The organism is Pararhizobium gei (genome assembly GCF_029223885.1).
Classification (GTDB): domain Bacteria; phylum Pseudomonadota; class Alphaproteobacteria; order Rhizobiales; family Rhizobiaceae; genus Pararhizobium; species Pararhizobium gei.
Map to the genome: position 1 here is coordinate 288,004 of NZ_CP119409.1, position 25,955 is coordinate 313,958.

Consider the following 25,955-nt stretch of genomic DNA (forward strand, 5'->3'; position numbering starts at 1 on the left):
GGCGGCGGATGTCAGTGTTTTTCGAGCCCGGAGCCTCAAGCTCCGGGCTCTTTCGATTTACTGGACCTGCCTGAAAGACAGTCTGCCCGGAATAACGAGCTTTTCCGGTAAAAAGTGACAGGGATGGTGTATTGCCTATGGTATCGCGCCTGAAGGTTTACTAAATCCTGTTTTAACGAAACAGGCGCCTGACGGGGCCGGTCTTGACGCGCTATTTCAACGGGACAACCTGCAAGTATGAAACGTGATCTTTACGAACTGCTCGGTGTTGCGAAGACAGCGGACGAGAAGGAGCTGAAAAGCGCGTTCCGCAAGCTGGCGATGAAATATCACCCGGACAAGAATCCGGGCGATAAGGAGTCGGAAAAGACCTTCAAGGAAATCAACGAAGCCTATGAGACGCTGAAGGATCCGCAGAAGCGGGCAGCCTATGACCGTTATGGCCACGCGGCATTCGAGAACGGTGGCCCAGGTGCCGGCGGTGCCGGGTTCGGCGCTGCGGGTGCGGGCGGCTTCTCGGATATTTTCGAGGATATTTTCGGCGAGATGATGGGCGGTGCCCGTCAGCAGCGTCGGTCCTCCGGCGGACGCGAGCGCGGCGCCGACCTGCGCTACAATATGGAAATTTCGCTCGAGGAAGCCTTCAACGGCAAGACCGCGCAGATCCGCGTACCGACCTCGATCACCTGCGATGTCTGCACGGGCACCGGAGCAAAACCCGGAACCAAGCCCCAGACCTGCGCCACCTGCCAGGGATCGGGCCGCGTGCGCGCGGCGCAGGGGTTCTTTTCCATCGAGCGGACCTGCCCGACTTGCCACGGCCGCGGTCAGACGATTTCGGATCCCTGCACGAAATGCCATGGCCAGGGCCGCGTAACGGAAGAGCGCGCTCTTTCCGTCAACATTCCCTCGGGCATTGAGGACGGCACGCGCATCCGCCTGTCGGGCGAGGGCGAAGCCGGACTGCGCGGCGGGCCTGCCGGCGACCTCTATATTTTCCTGTCGGTCAAGCCGCATGAATTCTATCAACGAGATGGTGCCGACCTCTATTGCAGTGTGCCGATCTCCATGACGACCGCGGCGCTTGGCGGCAAGTTCGACGTTCAGACATTGGACGGAACCAAGTCGCGTGTGACCGTGCCGGAGGGGACACAGGCCGGCAAGCAGTTCCGGCTGAAGGGCAAGGGCATGCCCGTGCTGCGGTCCACCCAGCTTGGCGATCTCTATATCCAGATCCAGATCGAGACGCCGCAAAAGCTCACCAAGCGCCAGCGCGAGCTTTTGAAGGAGTTCGAGGAACTGTCGTCCAAGGAAAACAATCCGGAATCGGCCGGCTTCTTCTCCCGCATGAAGGATTTCTTCGACATCGAATGACCGGCCTCGCCGGATGCCTATATCCAGGGCCGGAGACAGAAATGCCGCCGGCCATTTTTCGGGCCGTCGATCGATCGGACAGAAGCAGGCCATGCCTTGCCATCCTGTGCTTCCCGGCATAGCTCTCTTGGCCAACACAGGGCCGTATCGTTCATGCCGCACAAGGTTTTTCTCAATCGCCTGAAGCTCGGTGATTTCCGCAATTACGCGGGCCTGTCGCTCGAGCTCGATGCGCGGCATGTGGTTCTCACCGGCGAGAACGGCGCTGGAAAGACCAACCTCATAGAGGCCGTTTCCTTCCTTTCTCCCGGCCGTGGCCTGCGCCGGGCCGCCTATGCCGATGCCGCACGGGTCGGAGCCGACAATGGCTTCTCGGTCTTTGCCGCCCTTGAGGGCATGGATGGCCCCGTAGAGATCGGCACAGGAACGGCCGGTACAGAGGAGGGGCAGTCGCGCCGTCTGCGCTTGAACGGCACCCCTGCAAAAACCATTGACGAACTTCTCGACCATTTGCGTGTGCTCTGGCTGACGCCCGCCATGGACGGTCTTTTTACCGGCGGGTCGAGCGATCGGCGCCGCTTTCTCGACCGGCTTGTCCTGTCGCTCGATCCGCAACATGGCCGCCGCGCCACGGATTACGAGCGCGCCATGCGCAGCCGCAACAGGCTGCTGTCGGAAGGACGGGCCGATCCGGTCTGGCTGACGGGGCTGGAGCGGCAGATGGCGGAACTGGGAATTTCCATGGCGCTTGCCCGCCAGGAGATGCTTGGGCTTCTCGGCGGGCTTGTGGATAAAAACCAGCAAGGCGTTTTCCCGGCTGCCGATCTGGCTTTGTCCGGTTTTCTCGATGGCGAGTGGCATCGTCCTGCCTTCGATCTCGAGGAGCAATATCTGGAGACGATGAAGAACGGACGATACCGCGATGCGGCTGCCGGACGAACGCTGGATGGCCCGCACCGCACCGATCTCCTGATCCGCCACAGGGCGAAGGACATGGAGGCGGAGCGCTGTTCGACCGGCGAACAGAAGGCGTTGCTTGTGGGTCTGATCCTCGCCCATGCGCGTCTGGTGACGAATATGACAGGACATGCGCCGGTCCTCCTGCTGGACGAGATTGCAGCCCATCTGGACGAGAGGCGGCGGGCCGCTCTTTTCGATCTGGTCGATGATCTCGGCGGCCAGGCTTTTATGACCGGCACTGACAGGTCGATGTTTTCCGCGCTCGGCGACCGGGCGCGCTATCTGACGGTTGCCAGTGGCAGCGTTTCAGGGTGAACTCCGATCATGAGCACGCAACCTCTCGACCGGAACGAAATCCAGCGCTATGCCCGCCACATCATCCTGCCGGAAATCGGCGGGAGCGGACAACAGGCGCTGAAGGCCGCGCGGGTTCTCGTCATCGGCGCGGGTGGGCTTGGCGCCCCGGTGCTTCAGTATTTGGCCGCGGCGGGGGTGGGCACGCTCGGCATCGTTGATGACGACACCGTGTCCCTGTCGAACCTTCAGCGGCAAGTAATCCATGCCACCGCGGATATCGGCAAGACCAAGACCGACAGCGCCGCGGATTTCATCGCGCGGCTCAATCCGCATGTCCTGGTCAACCGCCATGAATTGCGGCTCGACGCGGCGAATGCGGCGGCGCTGCTGTCCGGCTATGATATCGTCGCCGACGGTTCCGACAATTTCGAGACGCGCTATCTCGTCGCCGACACGGCCGAACGGCTGCAGATCACGCTGGTCGCCGGTGCGGTCGGCCGCTTCGACGGTTCGCTTACCGTCCTCCGGCCCTGGAAGATAGCCGGCAATGGACGGCGGAATCCGAGTTTCCGTGATCTCTTCCCAGCGCCCCCGCCGCCGGGCGTCGTCCCGAGTTGCGCGGAGGCCGGTGTCGTCGGCGCGCTGACGGGCGTCATCGGTACATTGCAGGCGATGGAAGTCATCAAACTGATTACCGGTGCCGGCGAGCCGCTGATCGGTCGCTTGTTGATGTATGACGCCCTGGCAGCCCGGTTCGAGACGATCAAATATCGAAGGAAGGCTGGCTGACGCGCGTCGGCGGCGAGGGCTTGTATGGACCCGCGCATAGCCGACAGCGTCGCAGCCGATGTCGCTCGTCACGCCCGGTTCGGCAGCACCCGGTCGGGAGGTCGGTGTCCATCGAAGAAGGCGCGGATATTGATGACCACCTTTTCGCCCATATCGATCCGGCCTTCGAGCGTCGCCGACCCCATATGCGGCAGAAGCACGACCTTGCCTTCCGTCGCCAGCTTCACCAGCTTCGGGTTGACGGCGGGTTCGTTCTCGAAGACGTCGAGCCCGGCGCCGGCGATCTTTCCCTCGCGCAGGCATTTTATCAGGGCGGTTTCATCGACGATGCTGCCGCGGGCCGTGTTGACGAGATAGCTCGTCGGTTGCATCAGCGCCAGCCGGCGCGCCGACAGGAGGTGAAAGGTTGCCGGCGTCGAAGGGCAGTTTACCGAGACGATATCGACGCGGGCCAGCATCTGGTCGAGGCTGTCCCAATAGGTCGCTTCCAGGCTCTCCTCGGTCGCAACGCTGACATGCTTGCGGTTGTGGTAATGGATGGACAGGCCGAAGGCCTTGGCCCTGCGGGCGACGGCGGTGCCGATGCGGCCCATGCCGACAATGCCGATCCGCTTGCCGGAAATCCGCCGGCCCAGCATCCAGGTCGGCGACCATCCGGCCCATTCGCCACGCCTGTCTGCGAGGATATTGGCGCCCTCGGCAAGGCGCCGGGGAACGGCAAGGATCAGGGCCATGGTCATGTCGGCCGTGTCTTCGGTCAGAACATTCGGCGTATTGGTAACGGTGATGCCATGCCGCGCCGCCGCATCGATATCGATATGGTCTACGCCGTTGGAGAAACTGGCGATCAGCTTCAACTGAGGCCCCGCCTGCTCGATCAGCGCGGCGTCGATCCTGTCGGTGAGGGTCGGTACGAGAACATCGACGCGCTTGACGGCTGCGACAAGTTCCGGCTGGCTGCGCGGCGTGTCGTCTATGTTCAGTTCAGCGTCGAACAGTTCCCGCATGCGCGTTTCAACGACATCCGGCAGCTTGCGGCTGATATAGACCCTGGGCTTTTTCTTTTGTGTCATTGCTGCCTGCCACGCCTTGTTGACGGGTTCTTAACCAAGATGGGTGATCGTTCTCCCTGCAGTTCGTTTTCTACCAGACCCGGTGGGGAAGACAAACAAAACTCTAGATCGTGCCGACGATTTGCCTTCTGCAGAACCGGTTTAGAGCTTTGGCTGCAGGTTCTCGAATTTCTTTGGAAAACGGATTTCGTCATGCGTCACTTCCTTTCCAGGCTCCTCTTCGTCGCCGTCGCCGTCCTGCCGATGACAGCATTCGACGGAGCACCTGTCTTCGCGCAGGCGGCAAAGGGCGCAAGCGGCCTGCCGCTGCCCCGCTTTGTCAGCCTGAAATCCAAGAGCGTCAATCTGCGCATCGGCCCGAGCATCGACTACGCGGTCGCCTGGCGCTACCTGAGGGCCGGCGTTCCCGTGGAAATCATCCAGGAATATGACAACTGGCGGCGGATACGCGATGCCGACGGCACGGAAGGCTGGGTCAATCAGGCGCTTCTTTCGGGCGAACGCACCGCGGTCACGGCGCCATGGATGCGCGGCAAGGGTGCCGGCGTGTTCGTCAATATGCGGCGTGACCCGCAGGCAAACAGCAGCATCATCGCCCGCGTGGAACCCGGCGTTGTCGTCCATGTCGGCGAGTGCAACGGCGAATGGTGCCGTGCCGAAGCCCAGGGCGCCGACGGCTGGATAGCCCAGGGGGAAATCTGGGGTGCTTATCCCGGCGAGGCCTTCAAATAAGACGACCCTTCAGAGAAGACCCGCGGCTTTTGCAGCGGCAGCCAGCGAGATCATCGGGCGGGGGCCGACCTGTTCGATGACGATGCCTGCGGCAAGACTGCCGAGCCGGCCGCAATCGGACAGCGTTCGCCCGGTCGTATAGCCATGCAGGAAGCCCGCGGCATAAAGGTCGCCCGCTCCCGTCGTGTCGACGACGCGGCTGATCGACGTCGCCTCTACCTTCACCCGCTCTTCGCCCCGCACGATCATCGAGCCTTCCTCACTCAGCGTGACGGCGGCGAGCTTGCAGTCCTTGGCAATCAGCGACAGCGCCTGCTCGAAGTCATCGGTTTCGTAAAGTGCTAAGGCCTCGGCGCGATTGGCAAAGACGACATCGACGGTCCCGGAGCGCATCAGATCCAGGAATTCGGCACGGTAGCGGTGAACGCAGAAACTGTCGGACAGCGTCATCGCCACGTCGCGGCCGTGTTCGTGGGCAATACGGGCGCATTCGCGGATTGCGTCCTTGGCGAGCGGCGGGTCCCACAGATAGCCCTCGAAATAGGTGACGGCCGCGTCCGCGACGACGGACGGCTCGACGTCATCAGGCCCAAGTTCGACGCAGGCGCCGAGATAGGTGTTCATCGACCGCTCGCCGTCTTCCGTCACGAAAATCATCGAGCGTGCCGTCGGCGGATGCCCCTCAAGCGGCTTCGTTTCGAAGTGGACACCCTGAGCGCGGATGTCATGAATGAAGATCTCGCCCAGTTGGTCGTTCGAGACCTTGCCGAAATAGGCGGCGCGTCCGCCAAGGCTTGCAATGCCCGCCGCTGTGTTTCCGGCGCTGCCGCCAGAGGCTTCCAGAGCCGGGCCCATGCGCGAATAAAGAAGCTCCGCCCGATCCGCGTCGATCAAGTTCATCGCGCTCTTGATGATGCCGTTGTGGACAAGGAATGCATCGTCGCAGCGCGCAATGATATCCACGATGGCATTGCCGATCGTGAGTACGTCGAATTTTGTCATCCGGAACCGCCTGGAATGTTCGTGTCAGCCGATGTCCGGTCATAATGCATTTCCAGCAGTTTGGAAGGAAAAACAGCCGCTGTGCTAAAGAACCGGCCGCAATCGCCATTTTCATGCAGGCAGTGCCGACGCGTCATACTGGGCGGCGAAGTCTGCACTCGGCGCGATCGGTTTGATGATGTCGATGAGGACTCCGTTCGGATCGGCTGTAATGAAATGCCTCTGTCCAAAATCCTCGTCGCAGAGCGCCTTGAGGATGGGCAGACCCTCAGCCTGGAATTCGATGTAAAGCGCATCCGGATCCTCCACCTCGAAGTTCAGGAGCAGGCCGGATACCAGTCCCCGGCCGCGCTCTGGAATCGTGTCGTGATCACCGTTCAAAATGGCGAGGTTGACCGTCTCATCCACGGTCGATTGGAGGTGCACGTACCAGTCGCTGGTAAATACCGGGGTGAAACGCAGGTGCCGCTGGTAGAAGCCAGACGTCGCTTCAACATCTGCGGTCATGATGACAGGATAGTAGCTGGTGATTTTCATGGCTTGTTCTCCGACTGGTTGAAACATACAATCTGTCTGTTTTAATTAACATACATACAGATTGCATGTAAAGGTACATGATGAGACGGAGCAACAGTGAGCGGACGCAGGCCATGCGCGCAGCCCTTATCGAGGCTGCGCGAACACATTTCGTCGAAAAAGGCTATGCGGAAACAGCGACACCGGACATCGTCACGGCAGCGGGGGTGACGCGCGGCGCGCTCTATCACCACTTTGAGGACAAGAAGACACTTTTTGCCTCTGTCATCGCTGAGGAAGCCAAGGCGGTGCGCCGGGATATAGAAAATGCGGCCATGACCTCGCCATCGGCCTATGACGCTCTTCTGGATGGCATGCGGGGTTACTTCGATGCCATGGCAAAGCCCGGAAGAACGCGGCTTCTCCTGCTCGACGGACCGGCGATCCTCGGGCCTGCCGAGATGCGGCGAATGGATGAGGCCCAATCGGAGCATAGTCTGCACAGGGGCCTCAAGGCGTATCTTACCGAGAAAGACGCATCGCAGACGTCGCTTGGTATCTTTACCGAGCTCCTGTCTGCCGCCTTCGACAGGGCGGCTCTGGCGATCGAGGCCGGTCGCGACCGCGCAGCCTATGAAAAGGCGATTGCCACGATGATCGAAGGGATCGCTCTCAAATGATCTGGGCCGGCAGAGCGACAAGCGGTGCCGGTATCGCATTGGTTTTTTCCGCCGCCTTGCAGATATCCGCAATGACGCAGTGCTCGCATTCGGGACGCCGCGCCTTGCAGCAATAGCGCCCATGCAGGATCAGCCAGTGATGCGCATGGTAGAGATAATGGTCCGGAATGATCCGCATCAGCTGATCCTCGACCTCGTCCGGGGTTTTCCCCGGCGCAAGACAGAGCCGGTTGCCGATCCGGAAAATATGCGTATCCACCGCCATGGTCGCCTGGCCGAATGCCATCGACAGGACCACATTCGCCGTCTTGCGCCCGACGCCCGGCAGGGTGACCAGTTCCTCGCGCGTGCGTGGCACTTCGCCGCCGAAATCGGCAATCAGCTTTTCGCTGAGCGCGATCACGTTCTTCGCCTTGTTGCGGTAGAGTCCGATGGTCTTGATATAGTCGCGAACCCGCTCCTCGCCCAGTGCCACCATTTTCTCCGGTGTGTCGGCAACGGCAAACAAGGCGCGCGTTGCCCTGTTGACGCCCACATCCGTCGCCTGCGCCGAGAGCGCCACGGCGACGACCAGCGTAAAAGGGTTGACATGTTCCAGCTCGCCCTTCGGCTCGGGACGCTGGATGGAGAACCGCCGGAAAATCTCTTCGATCTCGTCTCCGCTATAGGCCGTCTTCGGCTTTGCTCCGGCGCGGCCGACTGTCGCGGGGCGGGCTTTCACGGAAGATGTCACCGTTTTTGGTTTTCCATTCGTCATGACGCATCTATAATCGGGCATCATGAGCAATGGCAACGACATCGCGCAACCCGACCAGCCGGTTTTTGCAGCCGAGCTGACGCCCCACCGTTCGCTCGGGCTGCGGGCATTCAGGATATTCGCCCTCATCGCCGGGCTGATGACGCTCATTCACACCTTCGTCTTTGTCGTCATTGGCGCCTGGCCGATCGTCTTCTTCTTCGGACTTGATTTCGCGCTCCTGTTGGGTGCTTTCTGGCTGAACTACCGCTCCGCCCGTGCCCGTGAAGAAGTCAGCATATCCCGCACGGATGTTTCCATCCGCAAGGTTGCCCCGGCCGGGCAGGTGACGGAACACCGCTTCAATCCCTTCTTTGCGCGGTTCGACGTCTCGCGGCATACCGAAATCGGCATCGTCTCCATGAAGGTCAGCGATCGGCGCCGCGCGACCGATATTGGCTCTTTCCTCAACCGTGAGGACCGTGAAAGCTTCGCTGCGGCCTTTGCCGGCGCACTGGCTACCGTGAAACGCCGGTAGAGACAAGAATCGGGTGGCTGGCGCGGGCTTCTATGCGCTATCTCTTTGCCCAAGGAGATAGACCATGACCATCATGAGATCCATTGCGTCCGATATCACGCCGGAGGGCAGCGATTACGACACCGTCAGTCGTGTTGTCGAGATGCTGACGGAAAACTACCGCGACCAGCCGTCGCTGGAGACAATCGCAGGCGAACTCGGCCAGTCGCCGACCCAGCTGCAGAAAACCTTCACCCGTTGGGCCGGGCTCTCGCCGAAAGCATTCCTGCAAGCCGTCACGCTCGACCATGCCAAGCGACTGCTGCGCCAGGAAGAGCTTCCGCTGCTGGAGACGAGCCTTGAGCTTGGCCTGTCCGGCCCAGGCTGTCTGCACGATCTCTTCGTCACGCACGAGGCCATGTCGCCGGGCGAATGGAAATTGCGCGGCGGCGGGCTTACCATCCGCTACGGCTTTCATCCCAGTCCCTTCGGTGTGGCACTCGTCATGATCACGGAGCGAGGTCTGGCCGGTCTCGCCTTCAATGACGCGGGGCGCGAGAAAGCGAGCTTCGACGATATGGCCGGCCGTTGGCCGAATGCCGGTTTTGTCGAGGACAGTGCCGCGACCGCCGCCTATGCCGCCCGGATTTTCGATCACCGGCAATGGCGCTCTGAAGAGCCGTTGCGCGTCGTGCTGATCGGCTCGGATTTCCAGATCCGCGTCTGGGAAGCGCTCCTGAAAATTCCAATGGGCAAGGCCGTCACCTATTCCGACATCGCCAGCGGTATCGGCCAGCGCACCGCCTCGCGCGCCGTTGGTGCCGCTGTCGGCCGCAATCCGATCTCCTTCGTCGTGCCCTGCCACCGCGCACTGGGCAAAAGCGGCGCGCTGACCGGCTACCACTGGGGCCTGACGCGCAAACGGGCCATGCTTGGCTGGGAAGCAGGAAAAGTTTGAGGGAGCTACCGGTCAAACTTACCGCGCCGCTTCCACCGGCGAGGCGTCGCCTCGATCCGCAAGTTCCACCAGGATGAACGAACTGACGCCGGCAATCAGGAAACCGGCTGCCAGGTTTGTGGTCGATCCATCATAGAAGCTGCCGATTGCGACGGCAAACAGGGTGGCGACAAGGCTCGACCCCGATGCAATCAGCGATGCGCCCAAGCCCGCCACTGCGCCAAGGGAGCGCATCGCCATCGCGTTCAGATTGCCGAACAGGACGCCGATGGCGAAGAACGCCAGGAACCCGAACATCATCAGGCCGACTAGAGGCAGGTGCCCGTTCCACAGCAGGGACGAAAGCAACATCAGAAAACCGGCCGATACCAGTCCGATGAAGGCTGCACGCGCCATGGCATCCATCCCAAACCGCTGCACGAGCTTTGCATTGAGAAACGAGGCAAGTCCTATCCCCGTGGCCAGCACAGCAAAATAGAAGGGGAAGGTCTCCTCGACCCCGTAGATGTCAAAGAACAGATCGGCGGCTGTGCCGAGATAGAGCAGTTGTGCTCCGAACACGATCCCGGTTGCGACGATCAGCAATGTCACGCGGCGCTTCGACAGAATGCGCCGGCCGTTCGCGAGCAGCAGTCGTGGACGGAAGGGGATGCGTTTTTCGGCCGCCAATGTTTCCGGTTGCCGCATCGTCAGCCAAAGGCCGAGCAGCGCCGCCATGGCGAGATAGACAGCGAACACAATGCGCCATCCCGCAACAAAAATCACGCCCTGCGCCAGGGCAGGGGCCAGCATCGGCACAAGAATGAAGAGCGTGAACATGAGCGACATGACACGCGCCATGGCGTCTCCCTCGAACTGATCGCGGATCATGGCGCGCGTTGCGATCTTCGGCCCGGACACACCCACGCCCTGAAGGAACCGGCCGAGAAGAACCATTTCAAGCGATCCCGCCAGCATGGCGGTCATGGTTCCCACAGCATAGACGCCAAGGCCAAGCAGCAGGGCCTTCTTGCGCCCCATTGCGTCGGACAATGGCCCCAGGGCCAGTTCACCGAACGCCATGCCCAAAATGAAGATCGAAATGATGTGCTGGGTGGACAGCGGCGGTGCGACGCCAAGTTCCCAACCGATCTGGCGCAGCCCAGGCAACAGCGCGTCGATGCTGATGGAGGTCAGCGAGGTCAGGAGAGCATAGAGGGCAATACGTTCGCGAAAACTGATGGAAGAGGTCATAGGGTAAATAGCCCTGCCGCGGTCACGTAAACCGCTGCTGCTCCAATCGCAAAACTCGAAGTCCTGCGATTGAATTCGATATGGTGACACCCCGGTATCCGGCCAAGACTGTCCGCGCGCTTAACGCAGGAGGGAGCTAGTGCGCCCCGGACATGTCGCCCAGAACCTCCTTGGACGCCACGGTCGAATCGGCATTAAGCGTGTAAACCATCGGCACGCCGGTGGCGAGATTGAGCTTCAGGATCTCTTCCTTGGTCAGCCGGTCGAGCACCATGACCAGCGAGCGCAGGGAATTGCCATGGGCGGCCACCAGCACCTTCTCGCCTCTCAGCACGCGCGGCAGGATCTCGGTCAGGTAATAGGGCCATACGCGGGCGCCGGTATCGCGCAGGCTCTCGCCGCCCGGCGGCGGGATGTCATAGGAACGGCGCCAGATATGCACCTGCTCCTCGCCCCATTTGGCACGGGCATCGTCTTTGTTGAGGCCGGAGAGGTCGCCGTAGTCGCGTTCGTTCAGCGCCTGGTCCTTGATCGTTTCGAGATCCGGCTGGCCGAGATTTCCCAGGATGAGCTTCAACGTATGCTGCGCACGCGTCAGCACGGATGTGAAGGCGACGTCGAACGTAATGCCGTAGTCGGCCAGCGCCTTGCCGCCGGTATTGGCCTCCTGAATACCGAGTTCGGTCAGGTCGGGATCCTTCCAGCCGGTGAACAGGTTCTTCAGGTTCCAGTCGCTCTGGCCGTGACGCACGAGGACGAGGGTGCCGCTCATTTTTTCTCTCCGCTTTAGGGTGGTTCAGGACAGCCCGAGCACATCGAGCATGGAATAAAAGCCGGGTTTCTTGTCGCGCGCCCAAAGGGCGGCGGTGACGGCGCCGCGGGCAAAGATGCTGCGGTCGGTCGCGCTGTGGGACAGCGTCACCTGCTCGCCTTCGCCGGCCAGAATCACGGAATGCTCGCCGATGACGGAGCCGCCGCGCAAGGTGGCAAAGCCGATCGTGCCTGCAGGCCGCGCGCCCGTATGGCCGTCACGCACCCGAACCGAGTTCTCGGTGAGCGACACGGCGCGACCCATCGCAGCCGCTTCTCCGAGAAGCAAGGCGGTTCCCGAGGGCGCATCGACCTTGTGCTTGTGATGCATTTCCAGAATTTCGATGTCCCAATCGGCGGGTCCGAGCGCCCGGGCTGCCTGTTGCGTCAAGACGCCGAGAAGATTGACTCCAAGACTCATATTGCCGGATTTGACGATCCGGGCATGCCGTGCCGCCGCCTTGAAGCGCGCCTCGTCCTCGTCCGAGCATCCTGTCGTGCCGATGACATGAACGATGCGGGCCTGGGCCGCGAGTGCCGAGAAATCGACCGAGGCTGAAGGTGACGTGAAGTCGAGAACGCCTTCGGCGTCGACGAAGGCCTCAAGCGGTTGATCCGTGATGGAAATGCCGATCGGGCCAAGCCCGGCGATCTCGCCGGCATCGCGGCCGATATAGGCAGAGCCCGACCGTTCAACGGCTGCAAAGACGCGAACACCGCCCATCCCGTGGATCGTGCGGATCAGCGTCTGCCCCATCCGGCCGGCGGCGCCGACCACCACGAGTTTCATGTCCGTTCCGCTCATTCCCGCGTCCATTTCGTCACTCAGATGTCTGCATTTGCCGGGCTTTGAGGCGCACTGCCCTGCAGATTGTGCAGGCGAGCGTAGAGACCGTTTGTCCGCTGCGCAAGCGCCTCGTGCGTTCCTTCCTCAACCACAAGGCCATCCTTCATGACGATAATCTTGTCGGCATTGACGACGGTGGAAAGGCGGTGGGCGATAACGACGACGGTGCGCCCGTCCATGGCGTGATCGAGTGCCTTCTGCACGGCCGCTTCCGATTCTGTATCGAGCGCCGATGTCGCCTCGTCCAGGAGGAGGATCGGCGCCTGGCGCACCAGCGCCCGGGCGATCGACAACCGCTGGCGCTGCCCGCCGGACAGCGTGATGCCGTTTTCGCCGACCGGCGTATCGTAACCCTGAGGCTGGGCGCAGATGAAGTCATGGGCATAGGCGAGCCTTGCCGCATCCTCGACTTCCGCATCCGTCGCCTCCGGGCGGCCGTAGCGGATATTATCCCTTATGGAGCCCTCGAAGAGATAAGGTTGCTGCGAGACATAGGCGAGCCCGTTGCGCAACGATTGCTTGGTCACGCCGGCGATATCCTGTCCGTCGATGAGAATCTCGCCCTGCGTCGGGTCGTAGAAACGCGGAATAAGGCTGATCACCGTTGATTTGCCGGCCCCAGACGGCCCCACCAGCGCCGTCGTCTTGCCGCCTTCCGCAACGAAGCTCACACCCTTCAAAATCTCGTCATGGGAATTATAGGAAAACCGCACATTCCTGAATTCGACATTCGCCTGGCTGATATGAAGATCGCTCGCCTGAGCATGATCTCTTTGATGCGGCACCATATCGAGAACTTCGTAGATCATCCGGGCATTGACCACGGCCCGCTCCAGCGAGACCTGCAACCGTGCCAGTCGTCGCGCAGGATCATAGGCCATGAGAAGCGCGGTGACGAAGGCGAAAAAGGCACCCGGCTGGATGCCGTTGTAGATCGAGCGAAACGCGGCATAGGCAAGCACGCTGGCAATGGCGAAGCCGGCAAAGGTCTCCGTCATCGGCGCCGTTCGCTCGCTCAGGCGCGCGATCCGGTTGGCCCGTCTCTCGGCGCGGTCGATAATCGCCTCGACCTTGGTTCTCAGCTGCTTCTCCATCGTGAAAGCCTTGACGATGGTGATACCCTGGATCGTCTCTTGCATTGCGCCCAGCACGTGGCTGTTGATCTCGACCGATTCCCGCGTCGCCTGCTTGAGCCGCCGCGACACATAGCGAAGCCCGATCAGAAGAGGCGGCGCGATGGCGAAAACGATCAGTGTCAGCAGCCAGTCCTTGCTGAGCATCACGCCGATCAGGGCCACGAGCGTCAGGAAGTCGCGGGCAAGCGAGGTCACCGTCATGTTGAGGACATCGCGGATGCCCGAGACATTCTGGCTGATCTTGGCGGAGACCCGGGCCGAGCGCGTTTCGCTGAAATAGCCGACGCCCATCGCCATCAAATGGGAATAGAGACGCCGCTGATAGCTGGCCACAATGCTGTTGCCGATCTTGGACAACGCCACCGCCTGGCCGTAGGTCGCAAAGCCGCGGACCACGAAGGCGACGAAAATCGCCGCGCAGATGTAAAGGACGATGTCGGCCCGCTTGTTGGCAAAGGCCTCGTTGACCACAGATTCCATGATCCAGGCGGTAAAGGCCGTGGAGGCGGCGACGAGCGCTAGGCAGGCGATGGCAAAGGCGTAGCCGCGAATATGGGCGCGCCCGTTTTCGGCCATGACCCGCTTGAGCACGCTGGTGATCGTGTCGCGGTCCAGGGGAGGCAGCTTTGTTTTTGCTTGTTTCAAGCCGGTGTCCTTGAGCGCGGCGTCTGCTGACTGACGCCTGTGGCGGCTCTATAGTCGCTTGACAGCACTTTGGCGAGTCTTGCGCCGCCTGCGCCGCCTAACTTCTCCAGCGGCGTCCCTCCGTTGCCACACCGAAACGGGACGGTGTTCGGGCATAGGCGGCAAGTCCTGACAAAGCAGCCGTCGGATGCGTAACGACGAAGGTCGGCATGCTTTTCAGCAAAAGAGAATGCGGAGCCTTATCTTCGAAGGCGGCGCGAAACGCGGGTTTCTTGAGGGCTGGAAGGATCTTCTGCGAGATGCCGCCGGCAAGGAATACGCCGCCGCGGGCCATGAAGATCATCGCCATGTCGCCGGCCACGCGCCCGAGATAGGTTGAAAACAGCGAAATGGTCTCGACAGCTTCCGCATCCTGTCCCGCAAGCGCCTGGGACGAGACGGCGGCAGGATCGGCGAGATGCGGATCGCGCGCCGATGATTCGCACACCGCCCGGTAGATGTTCATGATGCCGCGGCCGCAGAGCAGTTGCTCAGCCGAGATGCGGCCTTCGATCGGCTCGAGAAACGGCCAGATTTCGTGATCGCGCTCGGTGCGCGGCCCAACATCGACATGGCCGCCTTCGCCGGGAACCGGGATCCAGGCGTGCTGCGCATGAACCAGTCCTGCGACGCCGAGACCCGTACCGGGGCCGAGAACGGCGCAGGACGCCGATGGGAGAATGCTGCCGGGACCGATCTGCTCGCGGCCGTCCTCGCCGATGGCGGTGATTGCCAGTGCCTGCGCTTCGAAGTCGTTGATGATGATCACGTCTTCCAGCGAGAGCGCCGTCAGCATGTCCTTCGGCTTGATCACCCAGCCGGCGTTCGTCAGCGGGATATCGTCACCCTTCACCGGCCCGGCAACGGCGATGATGGCCGAGCGCGGCTGCACCGATGTTTTGTCGAGAATGCTGGTCTGCAGCGCCTCCTCGATGCTTTCGTAATTCGTCGTTGGAATGATCGGAAAGAGCTTCGGTTCGGCGTATGCATCGACGAGCAGTGCAAAACGCGCGTTGGTTCCGCCGATATCGCCGATCAGGATCGGAAAGGTGAGGCCGCTGTCAGTGTCTGAGGACATGGGGGTTCCGTTGGATCGTGCGAAGACGTGAGCTAGCTGTATCAGGGCAAGCTGTATCAGGGATGGTGGAAGTCGATCAACTGTTCCGCAGTCGCCCGGTTGAGCGCCATCGGGATATCGTAAACAGTCGCAAGCCGCATCAGGGCCTTGACGTCGACATCATGCGGCATCGCGGTCAGGGGGTCGGTGAAGAAGATCAGCATGTTGACTTCGCCGGTCGCGATCAGGGCACCGATCTGCTGGTCGCCGCCAAGGGGACCACTTTTCAAACGGATGATGTTCAGGCTGGGACAGGCGTCCTGCACCCTGCCACCCGTCGTGCCGGTTGCAACGATCTTCCAGGTCGCGAGAAGCGTTTCGTTCGCCTTGGCGAAGGCTGCAATATCGTCCTTCTTGCGGTCATGCGCGATCAGCGCAACGCATTTCTGGTTTTCCATGTTCCGGTCTCCGGCATGCATGCATCATCGCGCTTAAATCGATTTGAAAACGTCTAGCGCAGAGACCGCCGTTTGAAAAGTACAAGGCAGACAAGGACCTTTACCGCAGCGCCGGGCGGGCGCGTGGAACGGGAATGGTATCCAGCAGGCTTTCGTCGCCAATGACCTCGCGGATGGCCTGTTCACCCGCTTGCGGCTGCTCAGCGACATAGGCCGTGCCGAAAGTAGCGGTCTGCTCGGAAGCGGCCGGTGCCGCAAGCACGGCCGAGCAGGCCCGTGGCAGATCCGACAGCGTCGTGAACCGCGGCTTCACCGGCTTCGCATCCGGATTCTTTTCAGGCTTTGCCCAAGGCTCCTTGGAAAACCACCAGGCAAGCGATTTGTCGCACCCGTCACCGCTGGTCACGGGTGCCTGCGCCTTGCATCCGGCAGCGCCGGGAGGGCAATGCATGCGGATGTGAAAATGCTCGTCGTGTCCGTACACGGGCCGCACCTTGCCAAGCAGCGAGCGGTCGCCCTGCCAGGTCTCGCAAAGCTTCTTCTTGATCGCCGGGTTGACGAACACCCGCTCCACCTGCGGATAGCGCGCGGCCTGCATGACGAGATTGGCATGGGTCGGCGTCCAGCGCCTGGAATTCACGGTCAGGAATTTCGTCTTGTCGAGCATGGAGGTGAACGGCATGTCCTCGCGCTGCTCGACGGTGAGTGGTTGGGCGGGCTTGGGTGTAAACCAGATGTCGGCGTCAAGACCGATCTGGTGCGAGGCATGGCCGGTCAGCATGGGTCCGCCCCGTGGCTGGGAGATGTCGCCAATCAGGATGCCAGATCCCCAGCCGAGCCGGACCGCATCCTGGGAGAAGGACTCCAGCAGCGAAATCATAGCGGGATTGCCCCAGCGCCGGTTGCGCGACAGCCGCATCGCCTGCCAGGTTGGCCCATCCGTCGGAATGGCGACGGCTCCGGCCATGCAGCCCTTGGCATAGAAGCCGATCGGCGCCGGCGCGGAATTGCTAGGCAACTGGACTTTGCCGAAAAGCTGCTTGGCGGGCGTGTCCTGCGCAAACGCGGTATCGCCGGCAACAACACCGAGGCCGATCAAGGCCGCCAGTGCCAGCGACAGGGAATGTCGAGAGAAAATGATGCGTGCCGCCATGATGTCCTGTCCCATGCCGCCGTTCGGCGGCGAGCTGCTGTCCGATGGTGACACACCGTCTTTGCGTCAGCCTTGCGAAGGCGCGATGGTGAACCAAAAAAAATGCCCGATTTGAGGCGCCGCCTGTCTTTTGACCGCATTTTGCCTATTCTGGTTTCAAACGGGAAAAAAGGGAAAGCTGAATGCGGCGATTTCACATGAGTTCGAAGATAATTCTGGTCTGCACGACGATCGTCGCCGCGCTCGTTGCGGCAAACGCAAACGCCCAGGAGCCGGTATGGCGCAGCGGTACGGCAACGGTCGGCGAGCTGAAGTACCAGGATGGTTTTGCACGCTTCGACTATGTCAATCCTGACGCGCCCAAAGGCGGCAATGTCAGTCTCACGGCGATGGGGACCTTCGATACCCTGAACTCTTTGCTTGCGAAGGGCGAAATTGCCGCCGGAATGGCCTCGCCGCCTGCCAACAATCTCGTCTACGAACGGCTGATGACGCCGTCACTGGATGAAATCGCCTCCGACTACGGACTGCTCGCGGAAGCGATTGCCTACCCTGACGATTTCGGCTTCGTGAAATTCCGTCTTCGCCCGGAGGCAAAATGGGCTGACGGGCAGCCGGTAACCCCCGAGGACGTGATCTTCAGCTTCGACAAGACGAAGGAGCTCGATCCGCAAAAGGAGTTCTACTACAAACATGTCACCAAAGCCGAGAAAACCGGCGAGCGGGAGGTGACGTTCAGCTTTGACGAGAAGAACAATCGCGAACTCCCGAAGATCGTTGGCGAGCTTCTGATCGTTCCGAAGCACTGGTGGGAAGGCAAGGACGCCAAGGGCGTCCAGCGGGATATCTCCAAAACCACTTTGGAGATCCCCATGGGTTCAGGCCCCTACAAGATTGCTGCGATGAGCCCCGGCTCGACCATTCGCTACGAACTGCGTGACGACTATTGGGGCAAGAACCTCAACGTAAATATCGGTCAGAACAATTTCGGGTCCTACACCTATTCCTACTATGCGGATCTGGACGTCGCATTCGAGGCGTTCCGGTCCGGCAACGCCGATTATTGGTGGGAAAATTCCGCGCGCCGCTGGGCGACATCCTACAAGTTTCCTGCCGTGGCCGACGGCCGCATCAAGCTGGAAGTGCTCGATAATGATTACCGAAGCAGCGGCGTGCTCGTCGGCTTCATTCCAAATCTGCGGCGCGAAAAGTTCAGGGATCCCCGTGTTCGCGAAGCGCTGAACTACGCCTTCGATTTCGAGGAACTCAAGCGGACGATCTTTTACAATCAGTATGACCGCATCAACAGCTACTTCTTTGGCTCCGAGCTTGCCTCAAGCGGCCTGCCGCAGGGACGGGAGCTGGAAATCCTCAACGAATTGAAGGATCAGGTTCCGCCCGAAGTCTTCACAACGGAATACAAGAACCCCGTTGGCGGCGACCAGAAGCGACAGCGCGACAATCTGCGTCAGGCAATCGCGCTCTTCAAGGCAGCCGGATACGAGCTGAAGGGCAACCGGATGATCAATTCCAAGACCGGTGAGCCCTTCGGTTTCGAGATCCTGCTGAATGGACCGACGATCGAAATCGTTGCTTTGCCATTTGCCCAAAGCCTGAAAAAAATCGGCGTCAACGTGACGGTGCGGACGGTGGATGCGTCGCAATTCACCAATCGCTGGCGCTCCCGCGATTTCGACATGATCTATCAGGGATGGGGCCAATCCTTGAATCCGGGCAATGAGCAGGCGGAATACTGGGGTTCCGCATCCGCTGAACGCGATGGGTCGCAGAATTATGCCGGGATCAGCGATCCGGGCATAGACGCCCTCATCCGTCGTGTAATCTTCGCCAAGAATCGGGACGACCTGATTGTCACGACGAAGGCTCTCGACCGGGTTCTGCTGGCGCATCATTTCGTCATTCCCAGCTACACCGGGCGCTATTCGCGCATCGCCTATTCGCAACGACTCCAGCGGCCGGTTGATCTGCCCAAATATTCCGTCGGGTTTCCTGATATCTGGTGGTCGAACTCTGCCACATCTCAATGAAAGCCTTGCGCAGGGCTCGGTGTCTACTCCAAATGCAGTGGAAACGAATCAGGCGGATGCCCGCACCGGGCGCCTTCTAGGAGATGAGCGGATTGATGGAAAACGGGTACCATGCCGGGCGGGAACGGGTTGCTGCCGATAGCGGCAGACGGGAGCGTCGCTGATGGGTGCCTATATCCTGCGGCGCCTCCTCCTGATGATCCCGACGATCGTTGGGATCATGGCGATCTCGTTCGCTGTCATCCAGTTTGCGCCGGGCGGTCCGGTCGAGCAGGTGATTTCCGATCTGACCGGCGCCAATCAGGGCGGTGACCGTCTGTCCGGCGGTGGTGGCGATCTGGGTGCGCAGCCCCTGGGTGACGAATCCTCCGGCCGGTATCGCGGCGCCCAGGGGCTCGATCCGGAATTCATCGCCAAGCTCGAGAAACAGTTCGGCTTCGACAAGCCGCCGCTGGAGCGGTTCGGCCAGATGATGTGGAACTATATCCGCTTTGATTTCGGCGAGAGCTTCTTCCGCAACACCTCCGTCATCGATCTCATCCTCGACAAGATGCCGGTATCGATCTCGCTCGGGCTCTGGATTCTGGTTTTTTCCTACGCGATTTCCATACCGCTCGGTATCCGCAAGGCGATTTCCGACGGTTCTGTTTTCGACATCTGGACTTCAGGTATCATCATCGTCGGTTACGCCATTCCGAGCTTCCTGTTCGGCATTCTGCTGATTGTGCTGTTTGCCGGCGGCTCCTTCTTCGACTGGTTTCCCCTGCGCGGCATCGTTTCGGATGATTTTGCCCAGTTGAACTGGTGGCAGAAGATCCTCGATTATTTCTGGCACATGACCCTGCCGCTGATCACGCTGCTCATTTCCGCCTTTGCCACGACGACGCTGCTTACCAAGAATTCCTTCATCGACGAGATCAAGAAGCAGTATGTGACCACGGCGAGGGCCAAGGGTCTGACGGAACGGCAGGTTCTCTACGGTCACGTCTTCCGCAATGCAATGCTCATCATCATTTCCAGCTTTCCGGCCGCCTTCATTTCGGCCTTCTTCACCGGCTCGCTGCTGATCGAATATATCTTCTCGCTCGATGGCCTGGGACGTCTCGGCTACGACGCCGTGGTCAAGCGCGACTATCCCATCGTCTTTGCCACGCTCTACATTTTTTCGCTGATGGGGCTGCTCGTCAGTCTCCTGTCGGACCTGATCTATACCTGGGTGGACCCGCGCATCGATTTTGACAGGAGGGATGTCTGATGACCGATATCGTCTCCACCGATCCGGCGTTGACTACCGCAAAGCCGGGCCGTCTTTCGCCGATCAATTACCGCCGCTGGCAGAATTTCCGTGCCAACGGCCGTGGCTACTGGTCGTTCTGGCTCTTTCTTGCGCTGTTCGGGCTCAGCCTCTGCGCCGAGTTCATCGCCAATGACAAGCCTGTTCTGGCCTCCTACAAGGGCGAGATCCTCGTGCCCGTGCTGGTGAATTACCCGGAAGAGAAATTCGGCGGCTTTCTTGCCGAGACCGACTATCGGTCGGATTATATTCGCGACGAGATCAATGCCAATGGCTGGATGATCTGGCCGCCGATCCGATATTCCTACCAGACCGCCAACTCCAACATCCCGCACTCCGCGCCGACCCAGCCTTTCTGGCTGATGGACAAGGGGGAGCGCTGCTCGGGTTACGCCGAGGGCGACGCCGATCCCAATTGCACGCTTGGCAATCTCAATTGGCTCGGCACCGACGATCAGGCCCGCGATGTCGCGGCACGGATGATCTACGGCTTTCGGATCTCGGTACTGTTCGGCCTGATCCTGACCATTCTGTCCGCCCTCGTCGGCGTCTCCGCCGGTGCGGTTCAGGGCTATTTCGGCGGCTGGACGGACCTTATCATGCAGCGCTTCATCGAGATCTGGTCGTCGATGCCGGTGCTCTACATCCTGCTGATCATTGCGGCCATCCTGCCGCCCGGCTTCTTCGTGCTGCTCGGCATTATGCTTTTGTTCTCCTGGGTCGGCTTTGTCGGCATCGTCCGGGCCGAATTCCTGCGCGCCCGGAATTTCGAATATGTGCGTGCCGCCCGGGCGCTCGGCGTCGGGAACGGCACGATCATGTTCCGGCACCTGCTGCCCAATGCCATGGTGGCCACCCTGACCTTCCTGCCCTTCATTCTCTCCGGCTCGATCACCACGCTCACCTCGCTCGATTTCCTCGGCTTCGGCATGCCGCCGGGATCTGCTTCGCTTGGCGAACTGATCAGCCAGGGAAAGTCGAACCTGCAGGCGCCCTGGCTCGGCCTCACCGCCTTCGTCGTCATGTCCGTCATGCTTTCGCTGCTGATCTTCGTCGGTGAAGCCGCGCGCGACGCCTTCGATCCGAGGAAGACCTTCCGGTGAGCGCAACGATGAACGATACGCTTCTGTCCGTCCGCAATCTTTCGGTGGCCTTCCACCAGGGCGGCAAGACCTCCGTGGCCGTGGATGACGTCTCCTTCGACATCAGACGCGGCGAGGTCGTGGCCCTGGTCGGCGAATCCGGTTCGGGAAAATCCGTTTCGGCCAACTCGATCCTGAAGCTCCTGCCCTATCCGGCGGCGAGCCATCCGGGCGGCGAGATTATCTTTAACGGCAAGGACCTGATGAAGGCCTCGGACGCGGATCTGCGTGCGGTCCGCGGCAACGACATCACCATGATCTTCCAGGAGCCGATGACCTCGCTCAATCCGCTCCATTCGATCGAGCGGCAGATTGCGGAAATCCTGGAACTGCATCAGGGACTGACGGGGCTTGCCGCCCGCACGCGCGTGCTTGAACTGCTCAACCAGGTGGGAATCCGTGAGCCGGAGAAACGGCTCGCCGCCTATCCGCATGAACTCTCCGGCGGCCAGCGCCAGCGGGTGATGATCGCCATGGCGCTTGCCAACCGGCCCGAGCTTCTGATCGCCGATGAGCCGACCACGGCGCTCGACGTGACAGTGCAGGCGCAGATCCTGGCGCTTCTCAAGGCGCTCAAGGACGAGCATGGCATGTCCATGCTGTTCATTACCCACGACCTCGGCATCGTCCGCAAGATCGCCGACCGGGTCTGCGTCATGACCAAGGGCAAGATCGTCGAGGCCGGCCCGACCGCCGAGATTTTCGCCAATCCGCAGCACGCCTATACGCGCCATCTGCTCGCAGCCGAGCCGAAGGGCGCGCCGCCTACGTCCGACCTGTCCAAGCCCGTGGTCATGGAAGCCACGGATATGAAAGTCTGGTTCCCGATCAGGGCGGGCTTCCTTCGCAAGGTGGTCGATCACGTCAAGGCCGTCGATGGCATCGATCTGACTCTGCGCGCCGGCCAGACGCTCGGCGTCGTCGGCGAATCCGGCTCGGGAAAGACGACGCTCGGCCTCGCGCTGACCCGGCTGATCTCCTCGAAGGGCCGCGTCGGTTTCATCGGCAAGGACATATCCGGCTATTCGTTCAAGGAAATGCGGCCCTTGCGCAACCGGATGCAGATCGTCTTCCAGGATCCGTTCGGCTCGCTCAGTCCCCGCATGGCGATCAGCGACATTGTCGGCGAAGGCCTCGAAGTGCACGAGCCATCCTTGTCGGACCAGCAAAGGGACGCCCGTGTCGCGGCGGCGCTGGAGGAAGTCGGCCTCGATGCCGCCACCCGCTGGCGCTATCCGCATGAATTCTCCGGCGGCCAGAGACAGCGCATCGCCATCGCCCGCGCCATGGTCCTGAAGCCGCAATTCGTCATGCTGGACGAACCGACCTCGGCGCTCGACATGAGCGTGCAGGCGCAGGTGGTCGATCTGCTGCGCGATCTGCAGACAAAACATGCGCTGGCCTATCTCTTCATCAGCCACGACCTCAAGGTGGTGCGGGCGCTTGCCAACGACATGATCGTCATGCGGCTTGGCAAGGTGGTGGAGCAGGGACCGTCCGAACGGATCTTCACCGCACCGCAGGAAGATTATACCAAGGCCCTGATGGCGGCCGCCTTCGACATCGAAGCCGTCCCCGTTCCCCCCGTCCGCCAGTAGAGTGTATCATGCCGCATAAGAGCCCCATTATCATCGACCTGAAATTTATTCCCCTGGAGGTGATGCAGGCATTGAAGGGCGCATTTTCAGGACGGGAGGTCATCAATCTGGCCGATGTCGAACATGTGCGGCGCGACCTGCGCGGCATCGACTATGCCGTCGTCTGGAAATCCGCGCCGGACCTGTTTTCACGCGCGCCGGACCTGAAGGTGGTCTTTTCAGGTGGCGCGGGCGTCGATCACGTCCTGACGCTTCCCGGTCTCCCCGATGTGCCTCTGGTCCGCTTCGTTGATCGCAGCCTGACCACCCGGATGAGCGAATGGGTCGTCATGAACTGCCTTCTGCACCTGCGCCAGCACCGCGCCTACGAGGCGCGCGCCAAGGCCCATGTCTGGGAGGATCTCAGCCAGCCGGAGGCCGCGGATGTCACGGTCGGCGTCATGGGGCTCGGCGTGCTGGGGCAGGACGCAATCAAAAAGCTTGGCGTCCTGGGATTCAGGACGGTGGGCTGGTCGCGCTCCAAAAAGGCGATCGATGGCGTTGAGACATTTTCAGGTGGGGAAGGGCTGGAGGCGTTTCTGGGACAGACGGATTTCCTCGTTGGCCTCCTGCCCTTGACCGACGAGACACGCGGCATTTTCAATGCGGGCCTCTTTTCGAAGCTGAGCCGCTCGGGGCCGTTCGGTGCGCCGGTTTTCATCAATGGCGGCCGCGGCGGCAGTCAGGTGGAGGCCGACTTACTGGCGGCGCTCGCCTCGGGTGTCCTGCGGGCGGCGTCTCTCGACGTCTTCGAGCAGGAGCCGCTTTCAAGGGACAGTCCATTTTGGGACATGGAAAATGTCTATGTCACGCCGCATGTGGCGGCATCCTCCGATGTCAGGGCATTGTTTTCCCATGTCGAGCATCAGATCGCCCGCTTCGAAAGCGGGCAGCCGCTGGAATATCTGGTGGACCGGAGCGCCGGCTACTGATCAGGGCCGGCGGAAGCCCGTGGGCTGGCCGTAGAGCCAGCCGATCCGGCGGATCGCATCGTCCAGTCCCTCGCGCGAAACATTCATGGTATGGCCGTTGGCATGCAGCAGCGTTTTTTCATCTTCCATGATGGCGACATGGCCCTTCCAAAACACAAGGTCGCCGCGCTGCAGGGCGTCGCGCGTAATTTCTGCGCCTAGCCTCTCTGCCTGCATATCCGCATCGCGTGGCGCGGGACGACCCACCATCATCATGGACAGTTGCACCAGGCCGGAGCAATCAATGCCGAAGCCGGAACGGCCGCCCCAAAGATAAGGCGTCTCCAGGAACCGTGTGGCAATCGACACATAGTCGCCAGCCAGCGGCTCGCCAACGGGCGCGCAATGATTGGCGATGATCGCCTCACCGCCTTCCAAGAGGAAATAATGTGTGCCGCGCGTGTTGCGCTCATCGACGACCACGATCCGGCTTCCCATGGACAGGGAGCGAACGGTCGGGAACCTCAGGTCCGCCCAGGAATAGACGAAGGTGCGCGGCGCCGTCACGATATGGGTCACGCTGCGCTGGACGGGCAGAACGGCATAATCCGGGACATAGCCGACATAGCCGTCGAAATCCGCCTTGACCCAGGCCCAACCGGAATCGACGTCAAGGACGTGGACTGTCTCGCCCAAAAGCAGCTCCGTGTCGGTGCCGCAGGACAGATCCGGCTTTGACCGCAATTGCACGAGCGGGACACAGACGAGACCAGGAGAGCCGGTCACATAGTTGCCGGCCTCGACAATGCCGCGCAGGCGCTCTTCGGCAAGATCGGTGCGATAGGCGTTCAGCCTGCGGTCTGGAAGATCGGACATGAGGCCTCAAATAGAAAGTTTGCGTCCCTGATCAATGATCAGATCGCCGAGTTTTTCAAGATAAAGTGCGCCATCGACGGTGCGTTTGATGAGAACGTTGCGGCGATCGCGTTCGTCTCGGGTGCGCGAGACAAGGCCGAGTTCGCCCATGGTGTCGAGCGCGCGGGTGACCACCGGTTTGGTAACGCCGAGAATGCCGGCGAGCCCCCGAACGGTATGCGGTGGCGGCAAAAGATAGATTTGCAGAAGAATCGACATTTGCCGCAGTGTCAGGTCATGCCTGTCGACCCGCACCTGCTCCAGCGAAACCGCGTGCCAGAGGGTCAAAGCCTGGGTAGCTGAAAGTTCGACCGGCATGCAGGGAGCCCTATGTCCAGAAAGCGTCAGCGTAAACCATGGATCGTTACGGAAGCGTTTCTGTTGCGACGGATTGCGCTCAAAGCCGGGCCAGGGCTTTTTCCACCTTCGCCAAATGTGCAGCCCGCTGCGCCGGCCTCACGCGGTCCATATCGTGCAGCGACATCATCCTGAACCGCACATCTTTCGCGCAGAATGCCGCTATGCCGCGTTTGAGCAGGCGTTTTACAGGATTCCCCATGTAAAGCCTGACGACCCACCAGGGTGATCCTGTCGTCGTCAATGCCCAGAAGATCTTGATATGGGTGAGGCGCGGCACGATGCGTCCGCCGGCAGAATCATGGTTGAAGGCGACGCCCGGCGCAAAGACCCTATCGAAAAAGCCCTTGAGGATGGCCGGAAAGTTGAACCACCACTGCGGGAAGACAAGCACGAGACCGTCGGCGGCACGCAACCGTGCAACACTCGTTTCCACGTCTGAAACATCGTAGGGGACATCGAAATAGCCCTGGCGCTCTGCCTTGCTCAGCCTGGGATCGAAATCTTCCTGATAAAGATCGAGAAGATCGACGCTGTGACCATTCCGTTCCAGCGTCGCTTTTGCAACTGCGGCGACGCTCGCGGCAAAGCTGTCTGCCAAGGGATGGGCGAGAACGAGCAGGATGTGCATGATGTACG

At 61.0% G+C, this 25,955-nt stretch carries 26 protein-coding genes; 12 read left to right on the top strand and 14 right to left on the bottom strand.

Translation table 11 applies throughout. From position 1 onward, the window contains the following. The first annotated feature begins 237 nt into the window (after positions 1 to 237). From dnaJ to moeB, 3 genes are all read left to right on the top strand, one after another. The gene (dnaJ, locus tag PY308_RS01295) at positions 238 to 1,374 is read left to right on the top strand and encodes a molecular chaperone DnaJ (RefSeq protein WP_275787170.1); all 1,137 of its coding nucleotides are present in this window, start codon (positions 238 to 240) and stop codon (positions 1,372 to 1,374) included. A gap of 153 nt (positions 1,375 to 1,527) precedes the next feature. Then, the gene (gene recF, locus PY308_RS01300; RefSeq protein ID WP_275787171.1) at positions 1,528 to 2,649 is read left to right on the top strand and encodes a DNA replication/repair protein RecF; all 1,122 of its coding nucleotides are present in this window, start codon (positions 1,528 to 1,530) and stop codon (positions 2,647 to 2,649) included. Between the two features lie 9 nt (positions 2,650 to 2,658). Further along, positions 2,659 to 3,420: a molybdopterin-synthase adenylyltransferase MoeB gene (moeB, locus tag PY308_RS01305; RefSeq protein ID WP_275787174.1), complete on the top strand. Its 762-nt coding sequence runs from the start codon at positions 2,659 to 2,661 to the stop codon at positions 3,418 to 3,420. 68 nt (positions 3,421 to 3,488) lie between these two features. On the opposite strand, the gene PY308_RS01310 is transcribed toward moeB, so the two are convergent. Beyond that, the gene (locus PY308_RS01310; protein ID WP_275787177.1) at positions 3,489 to 4,493 is read right to left on the bottom strand and encodes a 2-hydroxyacid dehydrogenase; all 1,005 of its coding nucleotides are present in this window, start codon (positions 4,491 to 4,493) and stop codon (positions 3,489 to 3,491) included. 192 nt (positions 4,494 to 4,685) lie between these two features. Here PY308_RS01310 and PY308_RS01315 point away from each other — a divergent pair, with 192 nt between their 5' ends. Continuing rightward, complete coding sequence (locus PY308_RS01315) at positions 4,686 to 5,225, top strand: SH3 domain-containing protein (protein WP_275787180.1); 540 nt, start codon at positions 4,686 to 4,688, stop codon at positions 5,223 to 5,225. 9 nt (positions 5,226 to 5,234) lie between these two features. Here the strand turns inward: PY308_RS01315 and PY308_RS01320 are convergent, their stop codons facing one another. Both PY308_RS01320 and PY308_RS01325 read right to left on the bottom strand, forming a co-directional pair. Beyond that, positions 5,235 to 6,227 carry an adenosine kinase gene (locus PY308_RS01320; protein ID WP_275787183.1) on the bottom strand — a complete coding sequence of 331 codons (993 nt, stop codon included), beginning with the start codon at positions 6,225 to 6,227 and terminating at the stop codon, positions 5,235 to 5,237. Between the two features lie 111 nt (positions 6,228 to 6,338). Continuing rightward, positions 6,339 to 6,764: a VOC family protein gene (locus PY308_RS01325; protein ID WP_275787186.1), complete on the bottom strand. Its 426-nt coding sequence runs from the start codon at positions 6,762 to 6,764 to the stop codon at positions 6,339 to 6,341. A gap of 80 nt (positions 6,765 to 6,844) precedes the next feature. Between PY308_RS01325 and PY308_RS01330 the strand changes: the two genes are divergently transcribed. Next, on the top strand, positions 6,845 to 7,423 hold the full coding sequence (locus PY308_RS01330) for a TetR/AcrR family transcriptional regulator (protein WP_275790972.1): 579 nt from the start codon (positions 6,845 to 6,847) through the stop codon (positions 7,421 to 7,423). On the opposite strand, the gene nth is transcribed toward PY308_RS01330, so the two are convergent. Beyond that, positions 7,416 to 8,180: an endonuclease III gene (gene nth, locus PY308_RS01335; protein ID WP_275787188.1), complete on the bottom strand. Its 765-nt coding sequence runs from the start codon at positions 8,178 to 8,180 to the stop codon at positions 7,416 to 7,418. The two genes, PY308_RS01330 and nth, sit on opposite strands and share 8 nt — an antisense overlap. A gap of 22 nt (positions 8,181 to 8,202) precedes the next feature. On the opposite strand from nth, the gene PY308_RS01340 reads away from it, so the two are divergent. Together PY308_RS01340 and PY308_RS01345 are read left to right on the top strand one after the other, a co-directional pair. Beyond that, positions 8,203 to 8,697, top strand: a complete 495-nt coding sequence (locus tag PY308_RS01340) for a DUF2244 domain-containing protein (protein WP_275787190.1) — start codon at positions 8,203 to 8,205, stop codon at positions 8,695 to 8,697. Between the two features lie 64 nt (positions 8,698 to 8,761). Next, positions 8,762 to 9,634, top strand: a complete 873-nt coding sequence (locus PY308_RS01345) for a bifunctional helix-turn-helix domain-containing protein/methylated-DNA--[protein]-cysteine S-methyltransferase (RefSeq protein ID WP_275787193.1) — start codon at positions 8,762 to 8,764, stop codon at positions 9,632 to 9,634. A gap of 18 nt (positions 9,635 to 9,652) precedes the next feature. Here PY308_RS01345 and PY308_RS01350 read toward each other — a convergent pair whose 3' ends face one another. From PY308_RS01350 to mepA, 7 genes are all read right to left on the bottom strand, one after another. Continuing rightward, entirely contained in the window at positions 9,653 to 10,867 is a 1,215-nt protein-coding gene (locus tag PY308_RS01350; RefSeq protein ID WP_275787196.1) for a multidrug effflux MFS transporter, read from the bottom strand. Positions 10,868 to 11,003: 136 nt separating this feature from the next. Continuing rightward, positions 11,004 to 11,639, bottom strand: coding sequence for a 2,3-bisphosphoglycerate-dependent phosphoglycerate mutase (locus PY308_RS01355; RefSeq protein WP_275787198.1), 636 nt, complete (start codon positions 11,637 to 11,639; stop codon positions 11,004 to 11,006). A gap of 24 nt (positions 11,640 to 11,663) precedes the next feature. After that, positions 11,664 to 12,482 (bottom strand): 4-hydroxy-tetrahydrodipicolinate reductase, encoded by an 819-nt coding sequence (dapB, locus tag PY308_RS01360; RefSeq protein WP_275787200.1) that lies wholly within the window; start codon positions 12,480 to 12,482, stop codon positions 11,664 to 11,666. A gap of 20 nt (positions 12,483 to 12,502) precedes the next feature. Continuing rightward, entirely contained in the window at positions 12,503 to 14,305 is a 1,803-nt protein-coding gene (locus PY308_RS01365; protein ID WP_275787202.1) for an ABC transporter ATP-binding protein, read from the bottom strand. Between the two features lie 97 nt (positions 14,306 to 14,402). Continuing rightward, the gene (locus PY308_RS01370; protein WP_275787203.1) at positions 14,403 to 15,422 is read right to left on the bottom strand and encodes a glucokinase; all 1,020 of its coding nucleotides are present in this window, start codon (positions 15,420 to 15,422) and stop codon (positions 14,403 to 14,405) included. Between the two features lie 56 nt (positions 15,423 to 15,478). Further along, positions 15,479 to 15,859 (bottom strand): methylglyoxal synthase, encoded by a 381-nt coding sequence (locus tag PY308_RS01375; protein ID WP_275787206.1) that lies wholly within the window; start codon positions 15,857 to 15,859, stop codon positions 15,479 to 15,481. 100 nt (positions 15,860 to 15,959) lie between these two features. Beyond that, positions 15,960 to 17,012 (bottom strand): penicillin-insensitive murein endopeptidase, encoded by a 1,053-nt coding sequence (mepA, locus tag PY308_RS01380; protein WP_275787209.1) that lies wholly within the window; start codon positions 17,010 to 17,012, stop codon positions 15,960 to 15,962. 182 nt (positions 17,013 to 17,194) lie between these two features. On the opposite strand from mepA, the gene PY308_RS01385 reads away from it, so the two are divergent. The 5 genes from PY308_RS01385 (at position 17,195) to PY308_RS01405 (ending at position 24,065) form a co-directional block, all read left to right on the top strand. After that, the gene (locus PY308_RS01385; RefSeq protein WP_434064188.1) at positions 17,195 to 19,060 is read left to right on the top strand and encodes an extracellular solute-binding protein; all 1,866 of its coding nucleotides are present in this window, start codon (positions 17,195 to 17,197) and stop codon (positions 19,058 to 19,060) included. A gap of 163 nt (positions 19,061 to 19,223) precedes the next feature. Beyond that, positions 19,224 to 20,315 (top strand): microcin C ABC transporter permease YejB, encoded by a 1,092-nt coding sequence (locus PY308_RS01390; protein WP_275787213.1) that lies wholly within the window; start codon positions 19,224 to 19,226, stop codon positions 20,313 to 20,315. Then, complete coding sequence (locus PY308_RS01395; RefSeq protein WP_275787216.1) at positions 20,315 to 21,457, top strand: ABC transporter permease; 1,143 nt, start codon at positions 20,315 to 20,317, stop codon at positions 21,455 to 21,457. The genes PY308_RS01390 and PY308_RS01395 overlap by 1 nt, the downstream gene beginning before the upstream one ends. Positions 21,458 to 21,465: 8 nt before the next feature. Next, complete coding sequence (locus PY308_RS01400; protein WP_275790973.1) at positions 21,466 to 23,094, top strand: ABC transporter ATP-binding protein; 1,629 nt, start codon at positions 21,466 to 21,468, stop codon at positions 23,092 to 23,094. An 8-nt stretch (positions 23,095 to 23,102) separates the two neighbouring features. Next, positions 23,103 to 24,065, top strand: a complete 963-nt coding sequence (locus tag PY308_RS01405) for a 2-hydroxyacid dehydrogenase (protein WP_275787219.1) — start codon at positions 23,103 to 23,105, stop codon at positions 24,063 to 24,065. Here PY308_RS01405 and PY308_RS01410 read toward each other — a convergent pair whose 3' ends face one another. From PY308_RS01410 to PY308_RS01420, 3 genes are all read right to left on the bottom strand, one after another. Then, positions 24,066 to 24,920 (bottom strand): C40 family peptidase, encoded by an 855-nt coding sequence (locus PY308_RS01410; protein WP_275787221.1) that lies wholly within the window; start codon positions 24,918 to 24,920, stop codon positions 24,066 to 24,068. A 6-nt stretch (positions 24,921 to 24,926) separates the two neighbouring features. Further along, positions 24,927 to 25,277: a MarR family transcriptional regulator gene (locus PY308_RS01415; RefSeq protein WP_275787224.1), complete on the bottom strand. Its 351-nt coding sequence runs from the start codon at positions 25,275 to 25,277 to the stop codon at positions 24,927 to 24,929. Between the two features lie 79 nt (positions 25,278 to 25,356). After that, positions 25,357 to 25,947 (bottom strand): NAD(P)H-dependent oxidoreductase, encoded by a 591-nt coding sequence (locus PY308_RS01420; protein ID WP_275787227.1) that lies wholly within the window; start codon positions 25,945 to 25,947, stop codon positions 25,357 to 25,359. Between the last annotated feature and the right edge of the window lie 8 nt (positions 25,948 to 25,955).

Bases quoted from the DNA above. Each gene is read 5' to 3' on its own strand.
- recF (WP_275787171.1), top strand. From the start codon at position 1,528: ATGCCGCACAAGGTTTTTCTCAATCGCCTGAAGCTCGGTGATTTCCGC.
- PY308_RS01400 (WP_275790973.1), top strand. From the start codon at position 21,466: ATGAACGATACGCTTCTGTCCGTCCGCAATCTTTCGGTGGCCTTCCAC.
- PY308_RS01410 (WP_275787221.1), bottom strand. From the start codon at position 24,920: ATGTCCGATCTTCCAGACCGCAGGCTGAACGCCTATCGCACCGATCTT.
- PY308_RS01390 (WP_275787213.1), top strand. From the start codon at position 19,224: ATGGGTGCCTATATCCTGCGGCGCCTCCTCCTGATGATCCCGACGATC.
- PY308_RS01370 (WP_275787203.1), bottom strand. From the start codon at position 15,422: ATGTCCTCAGACACTGACAGCGGCCTCACCTTTCCGATCCTGATCGGC.
- PY308_RS01395 (WP_275787216.1), top strand. From the start codon at position 20,315: ATGACCGATATCGTCTCCACCGATCCGGCGTTGACTACCGCAAAGCCG.
- PY308_RS01385 (WP_434064188.1), top strand. From the start codon at position 17,195: ATGCGGCGATTTCACATGAGTTCGAAGATAATTCTGGTCTGCACGACG.
- PY308_RS01315 (WP_275787180.1), top strand. From the start codon at position 4,686: ATGCGTCACTTCCTTTCCAGGCTCCTCTTCGTCGCCGTCGCCGTCCTG.
- PY308_RS01310 (WP_275787177.1), bottom strand. From the start codon at position 4,493: ATGACACAAAAGAAAAAGCCCAGGGTCTATATCAGCCGCAAGCTGCCG.
- PY308_RS01325 (WP_275787186.1), bottom strand. From the start codon at position 6,764: ATGAAAATCACCAGCTACTATCCTGTCATCATGACCGCAGATGTTGAA.
- dnaJ (WP_275787170.1), top strand. From the start codon at position 238: ATGAAACGTGATCTTTACGAACTGCTCGGTGTTGCGAAGACAGCGGAC.
- PY308_RS01375 (WP_275787206.1), bottom strand. From the start codon at position 15,859: ATGGAAAACCAGAAATGCGTTGCGCTGATCGCGCATGACCGCAAGAAG.
- PY308_RS01415 (WP_275787224.1), bottom strand. From the start codon at position 25,277: ATGCCGGTCGAACTTTCAGCTACCCAGGCTTTGACCCTCTGGCACGCG.
- PY308_RS01330 (WP_275790972.1), top strand. From the start codon at position 6,845: ATGAGACGGAGCAACAGTGAGCGGACGCAGGCCATGCGCGCAGCCCTT.
- PY308_RS01355 (WP_275787198.1), bottom strand. From the start codon at position 11,639: ATGAGCGGCACCCTCGTCCTCGTGCGTCACGGCCAGAGCGACTGGAAC.
- mepA (WP_275787209.1), bottom strand. From the start codon at position 17,012: ATGGCGGCACGCATCATTTTCTCTCGACATTCCCTGTCGCTGGCACTG.
- PY308_RS01340 (WP_275787190.1), top strand. From the start codon at position 8,203: ATGAGCAATGGCAACGACATCGCGCAACCCGACCAGCCGGTTTTTGCA.
- dapB (WP_275787200.1), bottom strand. From the start codon at position 12,482: ATGAGCGGAACGGACATGAAACTCGTGGTGGTCGGCGCCGCCGGCCGG.
- moeB (WP_275787174.1), top strand. From the start codon at position 2,659: ATGAGCACGCAACCTCTCGACCGGAACGAAATCCAGCGCTATGCCCGC.
- PY308_RS01345 (WP_275787193.1), top strand. From the start codon at position 8,762: ATGACCATCATGAGATCCATTGCGTCCGATATCACGCCGGAGGGCAGC.
- PY308_RS01320 (WP_275787183.1), bottom strand. From the start codon at position 6,227: ATGACAAAATTCGACGTACTCACGATCGGCAATGCCATCGTGGATATC.
- PY308_RS01405 (WP_275787219.1), top strand. From the start codon at position 23,103: ATGCCGCATAAGAGCCCCATTATCATCGACCTGAAATTTATTCCCCTG.
- PY308_RS01350 (WP_275787196.1), bottom strand. From the start codon at position 10,867: ATGACCTCTTCCATCAGTTTTCGCGAACGTATTGCCCTCTATGCTCTC.
- nth (WP_275787188.1), bottom strand. From the start codon at position 8,180: ATGACGAATGGAAAACCAAAAACGGTGACATCTTCCGTGAAAGCCCGC.
- PY308_RS01420 (WP_275787227.1), bottom strand. From the start codon at position 25,947: ATGCACATCCTGCTCGTTCTCGCCCATCCCTTGGCAGACAGCTTTGCC.